General features: G+C 65.5%; 13 protein-coding genes and 1 tRNA gene. 5 read left to right on the top strand and 9 right to left on the bottom strand.

Annotated elements, in window-relative coordinates:
- Window positions 1-9: 9 nt before the first annotated feature.
- From rsgA to ACOQFS_RS15935, 3 genes are read right to left on the bottom strand one after another with little or no spacing between them, the layout of a single operon-like run.
- Window positions 10-954, bottom strand: coding sequence for a ribosome small subunit-dependent GTPase A (gene rsgA, locus ACOQFS_RS15945; protein ID WP_421563807.1), 945 nt, complete (start codon window positions 952-954; stop codon window positions 10-12).
- Window positions 955-977: 23 nt separating this feature from the next.
- Entirely contained in the window at window positions 978-1316 is a 339-nt protein-coding gene (locus ACOQFS_RS15940; protein ID WP_421563806.1) for a 4a-hydroxytetrahydrobiopterin dehydratase, read from the bottom strand.
- Window positions 1313-2662 (bottom strand): M48 family metallopeptidase, encoded by a 1350-nt coding sequence (locus ACOQFS_RS15935; protein WP_421563805.1) that lies wholly within the window; start codon window positions 2660-2662, stop codon window positions 1313-1315. Before ACOQFS_RS15935 ends, ACOQFS_RS15940 begins: the two co-directional genes overlap by 4 nt.
- On the opposite strand from ACOQFS_RS15935, the gene orn reads away from it, so the two are divergent.
- Window positions 2661-3239 (top strand): oligoribonuclease, encoded by a 579-nt coding sequence (gene orn / locus ACOQFS_RS15930; RefSeq protein ID WP_421563804.1) that lies wholly within the window; start codon window positions 2661-2663, stop codon window positions 3237-3239. The genes ACOQFS_RS15935 and orn overlap by 2 nt on opposite strands.
- 64 nt (window positions 3240-3303) lie before the next feature.
- On the opposite strand, the gene ACOQFS_RS15925 is transcribed toward orn, so the two are convergent.
- Window positions 3304-3552, bottom strand: a complete 249-nt coding sequence (locus tag ACOQFS_RS15925) for a hypothetical protein (RefSeq protein ID WP_421563803.1) — start codon at window positions 3550-3552, stop codon at window positions 3304-3306.
- Here ACOQFS_RS15925 and ACOQFS_RS15920 point away from each other — a divergent pair.
- Window positions 3551-5440: a DEAD/DEAH box helicase gene (locus ACOQFS_RS15920; RefSeq protein ID WP_421563802.1), complete on the top strand. Its 1890-nt coding sequence runs from the start codon at window positions 3551-3553 to the stop codon at window positions 5438-5440. The genes ACOQFS_RS15925 and ACOQFS_RS15920 overlap by 2 nt on opposite strands.
- 188 nt (window positions 5441-5628) lie before the next feature.
- Complete coding sequence (locus ACOQFS_RS15915) at window positions 5629-7065, top strand: sensor domain-containing diguanylate cyclase (protein ID WP_421563853.1); 1437 nt, start codon at window positions 5629-5631, stop codon at window positions 7063-7065.
- Between the two features lie 63 nt (window positions 7066-7128).
- Here ACOQFS_RS15915 and ACOQFS_RS15910 read toward each other — a convergent pair whose 3' ends face one another.
- The 3 genes from ACOQFS_RS15910 to ACOQFS_RS15900 form a co-directional block, all read right to left on the bottom strand.
- Window positions 7129-8364 carry a multidrug effflux MFS transporter gene (locus tag ACOQFS_RS15910; protein ID WP_421563801.1) on the bottom strand — a complete coding sequence of 412 codons (1236 nt, stop codon included), beginning with the start codon at window positions 8362-8364 and terminating at the stop codon, window positions 7129-7131.
- Between the two features lie 79 nt (window positions 8365-8443).
- Window positions 8444-8519: transfer RNA gene (locus ACOQFS_RS15905), tRNA-Lys, on the bottom strand.
- Window positions 8520-8600: 81 nt separating this feature from the next.
- Window positions 8601-9488 (bottom strand): NAD(P)-dependent oxidoreductase, encoded by an 888-nt coding sequence (locus tag ACOQFS_RS15900; protein ID WP_421563800.1) that lies wholly within the window; start codon window positions 9486-9488, stop codon window positions 8601-8603.
- Window positions 9489-9638: 150 nt separating this feature from the next.
- Between ACOQFS_RS15900 and ACOQFS_RS15895 the strand changes: the two genes are divergently transcribed.
- Complete coding sequence (locus tag ACOQFS_RS15895; RefSeq protein WP_421563799.1) at window positions 9639-10523, top strand: alpha/beta hydrolase; 885 nt, start codon at window positions 9639-9641, stop codon at window positions 10521-10523.
- A gap of 28 nt (window positions 10524-10551) precedes the next feature.
- On the opposite strand, the gene ACOQFS_RS15890 is transcribed toward ACOQFS_RS15895, so the two are convergent.
- Window positions 10552-11529 carry a GMP reductase gene (locus ACOQFS_RS15890; protein ID WP_421563798.1) on the bottom strand — a complete coding sequence of 326 codons (978 nt, stop codon included), beginning with the start codon at window positions 11527-11529 and terminating at the stop codon, window positions 10552-10554.
- 205 nt (window positions 11530-11734) lie between these two features.
- Window positions 11735-12499 (bottom strand): hypothetical protein, encoded by a 765-nt coding sequence (locus ACOQFS_RS15885; protein WP_421563797.1) that lies wholly within the window; start codon window positions 12497-12499, stop codon window positions 11735-11737.
- Between the two features lie 43 nt (window positions 12500-12542).
- On the opposite strand from ACOQFS_RS15885, the gene ACOQFS_RS15880 reads away from it, so the two are divergent.
- The gene (locus ACOQFS_RS15880) at window positions 12543-15020 is read left to right on the top strand and encodes a UvrD-helicase domain-containing protein (RefSeq protein ID WP_421563796.1); all 2478 of its coding nucleotides are present in this window, start codon (window positions 12543-12545) and stop codon (window positions 15018-15020) included.
- The last annotated feature ends 161 nt before the right edge of the window (window positions 15021-15181 follow it).

Genomic DNA, 15181 nt, shown 5'->3' with positions numbered 1-15181 from the left:
GCGCCGGTCTCAATACCGCGTGTGGCTCAGCTCATCGAAGAGCTCACTATAAATTTTGTAGCGGTTGGGGCTTATTCCACCAGCGGTGGAGCCATTTTTTACCGCATCTATGACCCCGCAGCCCGGCTCGTGCAGGTGGGTGCAGTTGTAGAACTTGCAGTTGGTGGCGTGCTCGGCGATGTCGGGCATGCACGCCGCAAGCTGCATGGGCGCGATGTGGTGCAGTCCGAATTCCTGGAAGCCCGGCGAATCGATGAGCGCCGTGGTGCGCGCGGCATCCATCCAGTACCAGTGCGTGCTGGTGGTGGTGTGCTTGCCCGAGCTCAGGGCCTGCGATATTTCGCCCGTCTGCACGTCCGCCCCCGGCACCAGCAGGTTGATGAGCGTGCTCTTGCCCGATCCCGAGGGGCCGAGCACCAGCGTGGTCTTGCCTTCCAGGTGCTGCATGAGCAGGGCGCGATCGACCTCACTGGAGAGGGCCAGCGACAGCGGCAGCACGCCATAGTGCGTGCCAGCTCCCATGTGGCGGTAGGGCAGCAGCCGTTCCCACGCGCGGGCAAACGGCTCGACCAGATCGCTCTTGTTGAGCCCGATGAGCGGCTTGATGCCCTCGGCCTCTGCGGCGATGAGTGCGCGCGACAGCTGGCTCTCTGAAAACACGGGCTCCGCCGCGATCAGGATCAGCACCTGGTCCAGGTTGGCCGCAAACGACTTGGTGCGGATCTCGTCCTGCCGGTAAAAGAGGTTGCGCCGCTCCAGCACCTTCTCGATGGTGCCCTCGTCGCCCTGGCCGGGCGGCGGGGCCTGCCACATCACGCGGTCGCCCACCACGGCCTGGTTCTTCTTGCCGCGCGGGTGGCAGATGCGGCGGGCGCCGTCCGGTGTCTCCACCATGCAGTGGCGCCCGTGGCTGGCCACCACCGTGCCCTCGGCAAGGGCGCTGCGCTCAGCCATGGCGAAGGAGAGGGGTCATGGCGTCACGCCACCAGCGCGTCGAACTGGCTGGCGCACTCGAAGTCGGTTGTCGAGATGCCGTTCACGTCATGTGTGTTCAGCCGCACCACGCAGCGGTTGTAGTGCACCGACAGATCGGGGTGGTGGTCCTGCGCGTTGGCGATGAAGGCCAGCGCGTTCACGAATGAAATGGTCTCGTAGTAGTTGGCGAAGTGATAGGTCTTCTCGATGGCCACATCGGCACCATCGCCGCTCAGGCTCCAGTCTTCCAGCTTGGCAAGGTTTGCTACAACTTCTGTAGCTGTCAGTGCACGACGGGTGTGCGCTGACCAGTCTTTTTTCTTCAACATGGAGGTGGTCATGGATGGGCGGGTGCGTTGTGCATGCGCGCCAGGCGTTCGCTGGCGGGCGGATGCGAGTAATAGAACTTCACGTACACCGGGTCGGGTGTGAGCGTGGAGGCATTGTCTTCATACAGCTTGAGCAGGGCCGACGACAGATCGGCGCCGCTGGACTGGGCCACCGCGTAGGCATCGGCCTGGAACTCGTGGCGGCGCGACTGCTGCGAGAACAGCGGCGAGATGAAGAACGTGAACACCGGCACCACCAGCATGAACAGCAGCAGCGCCAGGGCATCGTTGGGCGCCGCTGCCACGGCGGGGTCGAGCGAGATATTGGGGCGCACGCCAAGGCCGGTGTAGAACCACACCTGGCTGGAGAGCCAGCCCAGCAAGGCGAACCCTGCCAGGCTCAAGGCGAACAGCGTGACCATGCGCTGGATGATGTGGCGGTGCTTGAAATGGCCCAGCTCGTGGGCGAGCACGGCCTCGACTTCGCCGGGGGCCAGCTGCTTGAGCAGCGTGTCGTAGAACACCACGCGCTTGGCGGCGCCAAAGCCCGTGAAGTAGGCATTGGCGTGGGCGCTGCGGCGGCTGCCATCCATCACAAAGAGGCCCTTGGCCGAGAAGCCGCAACGCTGCATCAAGGCCGTGACGCGGGCCTTGAGGGACTCGTCTTCCAAGGGCTGGAACTTGTTGAACAAGGGAGCGATGAACGTGGGGTAGACCACCATCAGCAGCAGGTTGAAGCCCATCCAGAAGGCCCAGGCCCACAGCCACCACAGCGGCCCCGCAGCGCCCATCAGCCACAGGATCAGCGCGGCAATCGGCAGGCCGATGACGGCGCCCACGGCCAGGCCCTTGAGCGCATCCGTCAGCCAAAGCCGCCAGGTCATCTTGTTGAAGCCAAAGCGCTCCTCCACCACAAAGGTCTGGTAGAGCGACAAGGGCAGATCGACCAGCCCGCCGATGGCTGCAAACGCCACCAGCAGCGCCAGCTGTTGCAGCATGCCGGGGCCCATCGTCTCCAGCAGGCTGCGGTTCAATGCGTCGAGCCCGCCCAGCAAGGTCCAGCCCAGCAGCACGGCACTGCCCAGCGCCACTTCCACGATGCCCAGCCGTGTCTTCGTGATGGTGTAGCTGGCAGCCTTCTGGTGGGCGGACAGCGGTATGCGCTCGGCAAAGGGCGCGGGCACGGCGGCGCTGTGGCGCGCCACATGCCGCACCTGGCGTGTGGCCAGCCAGAGCCTGAGCGCCAGACCCAGCGTCAATGCGGCGGCAAAGACCGCAGTGAGGAGCATGGAAGGGGAAATGTCGTCAAGAAAAGGCATGTGCGGCGAGTTTAGGCCATCGGCGACAATGCGCGCCATGTCAGACCCCCAGAATCCCACCCCTCCCGTGCTTGCCAAGTCCGACCAGAACCTCGTCTGGCTGGACTGCGAAATGACCGGCCTGGAACCCGATACCGACCGCCTGATCGAGATTGCCGTCATCGTCACCGGCCCGAGCCTTGAGCCCCGCATCGAAGGCCCCGTGTTTGCGATCCACCAGAGCGACGAAGTGCTCGACAAGATGGACGCCTGGAACAAGGGCACCCATGGCCGCAGCGGCCTCATCGACAAGGTGAAAGCGTCCACCGTCACCGAGGCCGATGCCGAGCGCGAGATCCTCGAGTTTCTGGCCCGGTATGTGCCCAAGGGCACGGCGCCCATGTGTGGCAACAGCATCGGCCAGGACCGGCGCTTCCTGGTGCGCTACATGCCCAAGCTGGAAAAATTCTTCCACTACCGCAACCTCGACGTCAGCACGCTGAAGGAACTGGCAAAGCGCTGGAAACCCGAGGCGTACAGCAGCTTCAAGAAGGCGCAAAAGCACACGGCACTGGCCGATGTGCACGAATCCATCGACGAGCTTTCGCACTACCGGCAGCACCTGCTGTCGGTTTGATGGCGCGAGCCGTCCGATGGCCCCTGCGGCGCCATGGACTGACAGGGGTATTGCGGGGAAACCCCTATTCATGCCATAATCGCAGGCTGCACGGGAACATCCCTGTGCAGTTTGTGCATCTCCCCTCACACACCGGGCTTGCCAGCCACTGCGCCTCACGCAGTGCAGAACTGGCGAATGACAACAGCCCACCCGCATCGGCCTGACCTTCCAGAGCCAGCGCTGGTTTCGTTTGATGGTTGATGTTTTTTAACCATTGAAGAAGCCTATCGCGGGCAGCGCCCGCGACCGTCTTCGCGAGAGAAAAATTCATGACCGACACCTCTTTGGTGCAGGGCGCGCTCGCGCCTGCAGATACTTCCATGGCTGCCGACATTTCCGTGCAGTCGTCTCCCCTTGACGCGGCCGTGGCCGCCGCCGCCGAAGGCGATGCGGGCGTCACCGCTGAACCCAATGGCTTCATCGAGCTGGGCCTGGCGCCTGAACTGGTGCGTGCCGTCGCCGACCTGGGCTACACCCAGCCCACCAGCGTGCAGCAAAAGGCCATTCCACTGGCCATGGTCGGAGGCGATGATTCCGCCCGTTTCGTTGACCTCATGGTGTCCAGCCAGACCGGCAGTGGCAAGACGGCCGCGTTTTTGCTGCCCGTGCTGCACACGCTGATCCAGCAGCAGGCCGCTGCCGAAGCCGAAGAGCGCGCAGCCTTCGACCGCGCCGTGGCCGAGGCGGCCGAGCGCGGCGAACCCGCGCCCAAGCGCGCCAAGCGCAAGGACCCCACCAACCCTCGCAACTTCAAGCCCGCCACGCCCGGCGCCCTGGTGCTGTGCCCCACGCGTGAACTGGCCCAGCAGGTGGCCCACGACGCCATCGACCTGGTCCGGCACTGCCGGGGCCTGCGCGTGGCCAACGTGGTGGGCGGCATGCCCTACCAGCTGCAGATCGCCAAACTGCAGAACGCCGATCTGGTGGTGGCCACGCCTGGCCGCCTGCTGGACCTGCAGCGCTCCATGCAGATCAAGCTCGACAAGGTGCAGTTCCTGGTGGTGGACGAAGCCGACCGCATGCTCGACCTGGGTTTCTCGGACGACCTGGCCGAGATCAACCAGCTGACCAGCCAGCGCAAGCAGACCATGATGTTCAGCGCCACGTTTGCGCCGCGCATCCAGCAACTGGCCATGCGCGTGATGCACGACGGCGGCTCGTCGGTGCAGAAGGTGACCATCGCTTCGCCGCAGGAGAAGCACACCAACATCAAACAGGTGCTGTACTGGGCCGACAACGCCCAGCACAAGCGCAAGCTGCTGGACCACTGGCTGCGCGACACCTCGATCAACCAGGCCATCGTGTTCGCCAGCACCCAGGTGGAGTGCGATGGTTTGGCCAATGACCTGCAGCAGGACGGTTTCTCGGCCGTGGCCCTGCACGGTGCGCTGAGCCAGGGCCTGCGCAACCGCCGCCTGATGGCGCTGCGCAATGGTCAGGTGCAGATTCTGGTGGCGACCGACGTGGCGGCACGTGGCATTGATGTGCCCACCATCACGCACGTGTTCAACTTCGGCCTGCCCATGAAGGCTGAGGACTACACCCACCGCATCGGCCGCACCGGCCGTGCGGGTCGCGACGGCCTGGCCGTCACCTTTGCCGAGTTCCGCGACCGCCGCAAGATCTACGACATTGAGTCGTACAGCCGCCAGCAGTTCAAGGCCGAGGTGGTGCCCGGCATGGAGCCCACCCAGCGTGCGCCCCAGGCCCCACGGGGTGGCGACTTCGGCGGCCGAGGCCGCTCGGGCGGCTATGACCGCGACAGCCGCGACCGCAAGTTCGGTGGCCCCGCCCGCGGTGGCCATGACCGTGGCGGCTTTGGCGGCGGTTTCGGCGGTGGATTTGGTGGCGGCTTTGCCGGTCGTGGCGACAACCGCAATGCGCCTGGCCGTGCAGAGGGCGGCGGCTTTGCGGGCCGTGATGGCCGCGGTGACGACCGTGGCTATGCGCCCCGCCGCGATGCGGACGGCTATGGCCGCAAGTCCGGCTTTGGCGATGCCGGGCGCGGTGGATTCGCACCCCGTGGCGATGCTGGCGCTCCCCGCGGTGATTTCGGTGCGCGCAGCAAGCCCGCGTTTGCCAAGCCCGCAGGCGGTGGCGGCGGCAAGCCGTTTGTCGCTCACGACGCGCGCAAGCGCCCCGCACGCCCGGCGCGCTGATCGCCGTGCAGAGATGGCGTGCATTGCGCGCGCTGTCGGAACAAAGGCTGGTACTGCAAGGTGCCGGCCTTTTTTTTTCGGCTGCAGGCCGCGCGGGCGAAGAGCGGGCTCGACGGCGTCGTCAATAATGGTCTACGGAGGAATTTGTTGTGGTGTCTTCTCTTTCCTCGGGGGCCGATTACGAGCACATGTTCGAGCTGGCGCCCGTGTCGCTGTGGCTGGAGGATTTCAGCCAGCTCAAGCAGCTTTTTGACAACTGGCGTGCGCAGGGTGTCAGCGACATCCGCGCCCACCTTGCGGAAGATCCCGAACGGCTGCGCCAGTGCAGCGCGTCGCTGCGCGTGCTGCAGGTCAACCGCCGCACGCTCGACCTGTTTGCAGCCGACAGCCTGGAACACCTGGAGGCCAATCTCGACAAGGTGTTCAGGGACGACCGTCACGACACGGCGGCCCATGAGCTGGCGCAGCTCTGGGATGGGCAATTGGAATTTGCCAACCAGACGGTGAACTATGCACTCGATGGACGGCGCCTCGACGTGCTCGTGCGCGCCCGCATCCTGCCCGGCCACGAGGCGGACTGGAGCCGCGTGCTCGTTTCGCTGGAGGACAACACGCAGCAGCTGGAGGCCGTGCGTCGGCTCGGGCGCAGCGAGCAGTATGCGCGCGACTTGTTCGAGCACTCGCCGGTGTCGTTGTGGGTGGAGGATTTCAGCGCGGTGAAGCGACTGCTCGATGGCGTGCGGGCCCAGGGCATTGGCGACTTCAAGACCTTTCTCAAGGTGCATCCCGATTTCGTCGGCCGCTGCATGCAGGAGATCCGCGTCATCGATGTGAACCAGCAGACGCTGCGCATGTTCGGCGCGGGCACCAAGGACATGCTGCTCAACAACATCGGCCGCGTGTTCAGGGGCGAAATGCACGAATCGTTTGCCGAGCAGTTGCAGGACCTCTGGGACGGCAAGACATTCCAGCAGCGCGAGGTGGTCAATTACTCGCTGTCCGGCGATGCAGTGCACATCCACATGCAGTTCGCCGTGCTCGAAAGCCACATGCAGGACTGGGGCCTGGTGCTGCTGTCGCTGGTGGACATCACCGCCCGCAAGAAGGCCGAAGCCTACCTTGAGTATTTGGGCAAGCACGATGTGCTGACGCAGCTGCGCAACCGGGCTTTCTATGCCGAGGAGTTGAACCGCCTGACCCGCAAGGGCCCCTGGCCGCTGTCCATCATCGCCATCGACCTGAACGGCCTCAAGGCGGTGAACGACGAGCAGGGCCATGCGGCGGGCGATTCGATGCTGCGGCGTGTGGGCGAGGTGCTGGCCAAGGCCGTGGACGCACCGGCCTGTGCGGCGCGCATCGGTGGCGATGAATTCACGGTGCTGCTGCCCGGCACGGAAGAGCGCGGAGCGCATGCTCTGCAGGAGCGCATCATCTCGATGCTGGAACTGAACAACCAGTTCTATCCAGGGCAGCCCTTGAGCCTGGCGATGGGGATTGCAAGCTGCCAGTCGGGCGAGGGTGTCGAGGCGGCCATCCACCGCGCGGACCAGGCCATGTATGCGGAGAAAAACCGCTACTACCAGAGCAAGAGCAACGACCGAAGGCAGGCACCGCCCGCTGCCTGAGCCGGCATGCATGCATGCAGGCCATTTTCATGGCCAGGGCCAGCGCGCGGAGGCGGCGACCGCTCAGGGGTTCGCGGCCACGCGGCGTCCGATGTCGGGCCAGCGGCGGTGCAGCACCATCCACGCGACCAAGCCGATGCACATCATCGCCAGCGAGGCCAGGGCCAGCCACACGGTGGAGTGCATCACCAGCGGCGCGATGACGCCCGCCACCAGGCCGTTGGCGGTCGAGCCCACAAACGCCTGCATCGACGAAGCCATGCCGCGCCGCTCAGGGTGCAGGTCTAGCACGAGCAGGGTCACCACCGGCACCATGAGTGCCCACCCAAATGCAAAGACTGCGATGGGAAGCAGCGCCCAGTACGCCTGGGGTGTGAAGACGCTGTTGGCGGCCAGGTTGAGCACGGCCACCACGAACATGATGAGGAAGCCGTGGCGGATCTGGCGCTTGGGGGGAATACGGCCCGCCAGGCGGCCGCTGAGCCAGGCGCCGCCCATGATGCCGGAGATGGTCAGCACGAAGAACCAGAAGAACTGTGTGGGCGCGAGCGCCAGGTGCTCGCCCAGGAAGGCGGGGGCCGACAGCACATACAAAAACATGCCGTTGAACGGCACGCCACTGGCCAGTGCCAGCAGCAGAAAGCGGGGGCTGGAGCCCAGCTGCAGATACCCTCGCAGCAGGTGCCGCATGTTGAACGGCTGGCGGTGCTCGGTGTGCAGCGTCTCGGGCAGCAGGCGGTAGTTGGCCGTCCATAGCGCCACACCCACGAGCGCCAGAAACCAGAAGATGCTGTGCCAGCCCATGTGCACGAACAGCCACCCGCCGATGATGGGGGCGATGGCGGGGGCCACGCCGAAATAGATGGTGACCTGGCTCATCACCTTCTGGGCTTCGGCAGGGGCAAACATGTCGCGAATCACCGCGCGCGACACCACGATGCCCGCTCCGGCCGACAGGCCCTGGAGTGCACGAAACGCCACCAGCTGGCCGATGGTTAGAGACAGTGCGCAACCCACCGATGCCAGCGTGAAAACTGCGATGCCCCACAGGATGACCGGCCGGCGGCCAAAGCTGTCGGCCAGTGCGCCGTGAAAGAGGCTCATGAACGCGAATCCGAACAGATAGGCCGAGAGCGTCTGCTGCATTTCCACCGGCGTGGCGCCCAGGGCTGCGGCGATGCCCGAGAACGCGGGAATGTAGGTGTCGATGGAAAACGGTCCCAGCATGCCCAGCACGGCCAGCAAAACCGCCAATGCCCACCGAGGGGCTGTCCAGAGCAGATGGGCTTGTGAGTTCATGGCGTGTGTTGGTGGAGGGAAAAACAAAAAAGCCTGCTACGTGCAGTAGCAGGCTTTATGTGCCCAGGGGCTTTTGATTTGGTGGGTCCTGAGTGACTCGAACACTCGACCTACGGATTAAGAGTCCGCTGCTCTACCAACTGAGCTAAGAACCCAAATCTTTGAATTCGTCTGCATTGCTGCAGAGCCTCGAATTATGCACCAATTTTGAGGCTGTCTGCAAGCGGGCTCAAAAATTATTGCATCGCGTTGCGGCTCGCCAGTTCCACGAACAGGCCGCTGTGGTCCAGTTCACCCAGGCCGTGCTCGCAGCCTTCGGCGTACAGGGTTTCAAAGAGAGCGGTGATGGGCGCATCGAACCCGATCTCGCGCGCGGTGGCCAGGGCATTGCGCATGTCCTTGAGCTGCACGGCCATGCGGCCACGGGGGGCGAAGTCGCGCTCCACCATGCGCTGCCCGTGCAACTGCAGGATGCGGCTGTCGGCGAACCCGCCGGTGATGGCTTCGCGCACCCGGGCCATGTCGGCGCCCCCCTTGGCGGCAAACAGCAGCGCCTCGGCCACGGCGCCGATGGTGATGCCCACGATCATCTGGTTGGCCAGCTTGGTGAGCTGGCCTGCGCCGTGCGGGCCGACATGGGTGGCACGGCCCAGGGCGGCCAGCACGGGCGCCGCGCGCGCATAGTCCTGTGCCCGGCCGCCCACCAGAATGGCCAGCGTGCCGTTTTCCGCCCCCACGGTGCCCCCGGACACCGGGGCGTCGAGATGAGCCAGGCCCATTTCGCCCAGGCGCGCAGCATGGTCGCGCGCCTCGCGGGGCTGGATGGAGGCCATGTCCACAAAAAGCGCCCCCTTGCGCATTGCTTGCGCCGTGCCCTGCTCGAACAGCACCTGGCCCACCACGGGGCCGTTCTCCAGCAGGCTGATAACCACATCCGCTCCGCGCACGGCGTCGGCGGGGCTGGCATGCACCGTGATGCCGAAGGCGGTCAGGGGGTCGGCCTTGGAGCGGGTGCGGTTCCAGGCGCGCACATCGTGGCCTGCCTCGCGCAGGCGGCACGCCATGGGGCGCCCCATCATCCCAATGCCCAGAACGGCGATGCGCAGCGGTGGTGTGGTGGTCATGGCGTCACTCTTCGGGTGTTGTCTCTGGGCACATCATGTGCCTTTTTGGTGCATCTCCCTGTCATGCAGCTTGCAGCGTGTCGCTTGCGGCGGCGGGGGATTGCAAAGATGATGGCTGCTGACCGGATTCATTCCACGGAGACATCACCCATGACCTTGCCCCTGCACGACCCCGCCTGGCTGGAGCGCATGTACAACAACCGAGCACTGGTGCCAGACCACATGGCCTACTTCCAGCGGTGGGTGCAGGACTCTGCCCAGGTGCGGTCCGAGCAGCCCTGCGTGCTGGACGTGGCGTATGGCGACGGCGTGGGCGAGACGCTCGACATCTTCCCGTCCCGGCGCGACACCCCCCAGGGCGGGGTGCCGGTGCTGGTCTTCATCCACGGTGGGTACTGGCGTTCGCTCGACAAGGCGGACCACTCGTTCATCGCGCCGCCATTCACCCAGGCAGGCTTCTGCGTGGTGGTGGTGAACTATGCGCTGTGCCCCGGCACTCCCGATGCGCCGGTGACCATTCCGCACATCGTGCGGCAAATGGAAAAGGCGCTGGGCTGGGTCTGGCGGCATATTGCCGAGCATGGCGGAGACCCCCGCCGCATCACGGTGGCCGGCCATTCCGCTGGCGGGCAGCTGGCGGCCATGCTGCTGACCAGCGTGTGGCCGCTGCTGGGCCCGGGGTTGCCGGACGGGCTGGTGCGCAACGCGCTGTCCATGTCCGGCGTGCACGACCTGGAACCGATCATGTACACACCCATGTACCAGTCGGTGCTGCAGCTGACAGAGCAGCAGGTGCTTCAGTGCAGCCCCGCGCGCCTGCTGGAGCCACCCGGCGGCACGCTCTACTGCGTGGTGGGTGCCGACGAGAGCCCCGAATTTTTGCGGCAGAACCAGCTCATGCAGGACGCCTGGGGCAGCCACTTCGTGCCGCGCAGCGAGGCGCTGCCGGGGCTCCACCATTTCAGCATCGTCGATGCGCTGGCGACGCCCGGGCACGACCTGCATCACATGGCGCTGAACCTGCTGCGGATGTGAGCCGCGGGCGCGGCGGCGGATGCCGCTGCTACATCAGCAGGTGCTCTCCCGCGTTGTCGCCGCCCAGGATCACATAGTTCACCTTGCGGATGTCCATGAGCTTCTTGCCACCGGCATAGCTGATGGAGCTCTGCACGTCCTGCTCCATCTCGATCAGCGTGTTGGCCAGCGGGCCCTTGATGGGCTCCAGGATGCGCTTGCCTTCGACGTGCTTGTATTCGCCCTTGTTGAAGTCGCTGGCCGAACCGTAGTATTCCTTGAAGCGCTGGCCGTCCACGTCCACCGTCTGGCCGGGCGATTCCTCGTGCCCCGCAAACAGTGAGCCGATCATCACCATGCTGGCGCCAAAGCGGATGCTCTTGGCGATGTCGCCGTGGCTGCGGATGCCGCCGTCGGCGATGATGGGTTTGGTGGCCACGCGTGCGCACCACTTCAGCGCCGACAGCTGCCAGCCGCCTGTGCCAAAACCGGTCTTGAGCTTGGTGATGCACACCTTGCCCGGGCCCACGCCCACCTTGGTCGCATCCGCGCCCCAATTCTCCAGGTCGATCACGGCTTCGGGCGTGGCCACGTTGCCCGCGATCACAAAGGACTTGGGCAGCTTGTCCTTGAGGTAGCCGATCATGTTCTTCACGCTGTCGGCATGGCCGTGGGCAATGTCTATGGTGATGTATTCCGGCGTCAGACCCAGGGCGACCAACTGGTCCACCGTGTCGTAGTCAGGCTGCTTCACGCCCAGCGAGATCGATGCGTAGCAGCCCTGCGCGTGCATGTCCTTGACGAACTGCACGTTGTCCAGGTCAAAGCGGTGCATCACGTAGAAGTAGCCATTCTTCGCCATCCAAGTGCAGATCTTTTCGTCCACCACCGTCTTCATGTTGGACGGCACCACCGGCAGGCGGAAGGTGCGCCCGCCCAGCTCCACGCTGGCGTCGCATTCCGAGCGGCTTTCCACCCGGCACTTGCGTGGCAGCAAGAGGATGTTGTCGTAGTCGAAGATTTCCATGAGATTCCAAGCTCCTTTGACAAAAGGCGCTGCCAAACCATTTCAGCAGCGTGGGGCGCTTGGCTTGGGACCGGTTTTGCGGGGGAAGGCGGCAGCCTTCGCCGAACCCTGTTTGCACAGGCACAAAAAAACCGGGCGTCAAGAAACTTGGGCCCGGTGACTGATTCTACCCGCCCGGCGGGCCAGCCCTATAACGCTGCAGGTATTACCGGCATACGGATTGGGCTGCGGCGACGATGCGGCCTTCAGCGTCCTGCACCCAGCCCACCATGTTCAGGCGATCCACCTTGGCGCCTTCGGGGATGCGCATCGAGCGGGTTTCCATCCACGCCGCCCAGGCCGAGCGCGTGGTGCGCGGTTCGTCCGCGCGCCATTGGCCCTGCAACACATTGCGAACGAGCTGGCGCGCGACGGCCGTGCCTTCTGTGCCCGCAGGCACTTCTTCCGCCAGCACCAGGGTATAGGTCCAGGCCGCCCCTGACGCCCCTGACGCGTCTGACGCGCGGGAGGACGCGGCCTTGCGCGCCGGCGCAAACTCGATGGCCGTGCCCAGGTAGTCGTTGAACGCCAGGCCGCGCGCCACCCGCAGGCGCGCGGGGGCGCCGCCCTTTGCTGCCATGGGCTCCACGGTGGCGATATGCACGTCCGTGCCGGAGCGCAGCGTTCGGCCCAGCGCTTGCAGGCGCTGCTGGGCATCGGTGGTGGCCGCTGCCGACAGCGGTGCGTCGTCTCCGGCTGCGCTGGGAACGATCCAGTCCAGCACCGCCGTGGAGGGCGTCGGCGACGGGGCGGGCGGGTTCGCTGCGGACCAGCAGGCTGCGCAGTCGGCATGGATGAAGCGCTCGAACACGGCGGTGGGCCGGGGCACGCCATCGCTGTTGCACAGGGTTTGCGCATGGGTGGTGTGCGCAGGCAGCGCCAGGGCGGCAAGGCCGGCGAGGGCGGCAAGGAAGAGGGCAGTGCTTTTCATGGGGGTCGGGCAGCCGGAGCAGGGCACTTTCTACAATCCCCCCATGTTCCCACAAGACCCGTTCTCGGGCGCTCCAGATACCCTGGTGCCTCCCCATGCCGGCGCGACCGCTGCCTCGTCGCCCCTCCTTGCCAACCTCAACGACGAGCAGCTCGCCGCCGTCACCCTGCCTGCGGGCCACGCACTCATCCTGGCGGGTGCGGGCTCGGGCAAGACCCGCGTGCTCACCACGCGCATCGCTTGGCTGCTGCAAAACGGCTACGCCACGCCCGGCGGCATCCTGGCCGTCACCTTCACCAACAAGGCCGCCAAGGAAATGGTGGCGCGGCTGTCGGCCATGCTGCCCGTGAACGTGCGCGGCATGTGGATCGGCACCTTCCACGGCCTGTGCAACCGCCTGCTGCGCGCGCACCACAAGGCGGCGGGCCTGCCGCAGGCGTTCCAGATCCTGGACACACAAGACCAGCTCTCCGCCATCAAGCGCCTGTGCAAGCAGTACAACGTGGACGAGGAGCGTTTTCCGCCCAAGCAGCTGTCGTACTTCATCGCCAGCTGCAAGGAAGAGGGAATGCGCCCGGGCGACGTGCCCACGCACGATAGCGACAGCCGCAAGAAAGTGGAGCTGTACCAGCTGTACGAGGAACAATGCCAGCGTGAAGGCGTGGTGGACTTTGGCGAGCTGATGCTGCGCTCGTACGAGCTGCTGCGCGACAACGACCCGATCCGCGAGCACTACCAGCGCCGCTTTGCCCACATCCTGGTCGATGAGTTCCAGGACACCAACAAGCTGCAGTACCAGTGGCTCAAGCAGCTGGCGGGCAACGATGTGGGTGGGCGCTTTGAGGCGCGCGGCAGCGTGATTGCCGTGGGCGACGACGACCAGAGCATCTACGCCTTTCGCGGCGCGCGCGTGGGCAACATGACCGACTTCGTGCGCGAGTTCGATGTGAAGCAGCAGATCAAGCTGGAGCAGAACTACCGCAGCTTCAGCAACATCCTTGACTCGGCCAACCACCTCATCGGCCACAACAGCCGCCGCCTGGGCAAGAACCTGCGCACCACGCAGGGCGCGGGCGAGCCTGTGCGTGTGTACGAGGCCAGCTCCGACCTGGCCGAGGCGCAGTGGATGGTCGACGAGATCAAGCAGCTGGTGAAGAGCGACGGTTTCGAGCGCAAGGAAATCGCCGTGCTCTACCGCAGCAATGCGCAAAGCCGGGTGATCGAGTCGGCGCTGTTCAACGCCAGCGTGCCCTACCGCGTGTATGGCGGCCTGCGGTTTTTCGAGCGTGCCGAAATCAAGCACGCGCTGGCCTATCTGCGCCTGTTGGAGAACCCGCACGACGACACCAGCTTCACGCGCGTGGTCAACTTTCCGCCGCGCGGCATCGGCGCGCGCAGCCTGGAAGTGCTGCAGGACGCGGCCCGATCCGCAGGCTGCTCGCTGCACGACGCCGTGAGCGCCGTGCCCGGCAAGGCGGGCGCCAACCTGGGCGCGTTTGTGGCCATGGTGGACGTGCTGCGCGAGCAGACCCAAGGGCTGAACCTGCGCGGCATCATCGAGCAGATGCTCGAATCCACCGGGCTGGTGGAGCATTTCCGCACCGAAAAAGAAGGCGCGGACCGCATCGAGAACTTGCAGGAACTGGTCAACGCCGCCGAGAGTTTTGTCACGCAAGAGGGCTTTGGCCGCGACGCCGTGGCCCTGCCGCTGGACGAGCACGGCACGCCGCTCACGCAAAGTGCGGTCAGCCAGGGCCTGGACCCGAACGCTCCGGTGCTGGACGAACCTCTCAAGCCCGCGGTGCCCGGCATCGTGGACATCGACACCGGCGAAACCCTGTCGCCGCTGGCCGCCTTCCTGACGCACGCCGCGCTCGAAGCCGGCGACAACCAGGCCCAGGCCGGGCAAGACGCCGTGCAGCTCATGACCGTGCACGCCAGCAAGGGGCTGGAGTTTGACGGCGTGTTCATCGGCGGGCTGGAAGAGGGCCTGTTCCCGCACGAGAACTCTTCCAGCGACCGCGATAGCCTGGAAGAAGAACGCCGCCTGATGTATGTGGCCATCACCCGCGCGCGCAAGCGCCTGTACCTGAGCCACTCGCAGACCCGCATGCTGCACGGCCAGACGCGCTACAACATCAAGAGCCGCTTCTTTGACGAGCTGCCCGAAGGCGCGCTCAAGTGGATCACGCCCAAGCAGCAGGGCTTTGGCTCGTTTGCACCCGGTGGCTCTTTTGGATCTGCTCCTTATTCAGGAGCTGGAGGCGCTTATGGGGCAAGCGCTAGAGGCAGTTTTGGTGCTAAATCCGAATCGTTCGCCAGCCCGCCGGTGCCCCCGCAAAAGGCGGCGCCATCGCACGGCCTGCGTGCAGGCATCGCGGTGTTTCACACCAAGTTTGGCGAAGGCAAGGTGCTGGCGATCGAGGGCACAGGCGACGACGCGCGCGCGCAGGTCAACTTTCCGCGCCATGGCACCAAGTGGCTGGCGTTGAGCGTGGCCAAGCTCACCATCGTGGAGTAGCCGGGACGAGGTGGTAGCGCCGGTGGATGCGGGGGCTGGCTGCTTGCCGCCAAGATGCGGGACTGGGCGCACCCTGCAGCCAGCCACTCTCGCGCCGCACGTTGCTCTAGCCTTCCGCTCTCGGTGCGGGGTGCTGTGCCGTGGTGCGTCACAAACTCCTG

It is taken from the genome of Paracidovorax sp. MALMAid1276, from assembly GCF_049198005.1.
In the GTDB taxonomy this organism is placed as follows: domain Bacteria; phylum Pseudomonadota; class Gammaproteobacteria; order Burkholderiales; family Burkholderiaceae_C; genus Acidovorax.
Note: the sequence above shows the minus strand (reverse complement) of the source record. Positions and strands in the feature narration are given on the sequence as shown.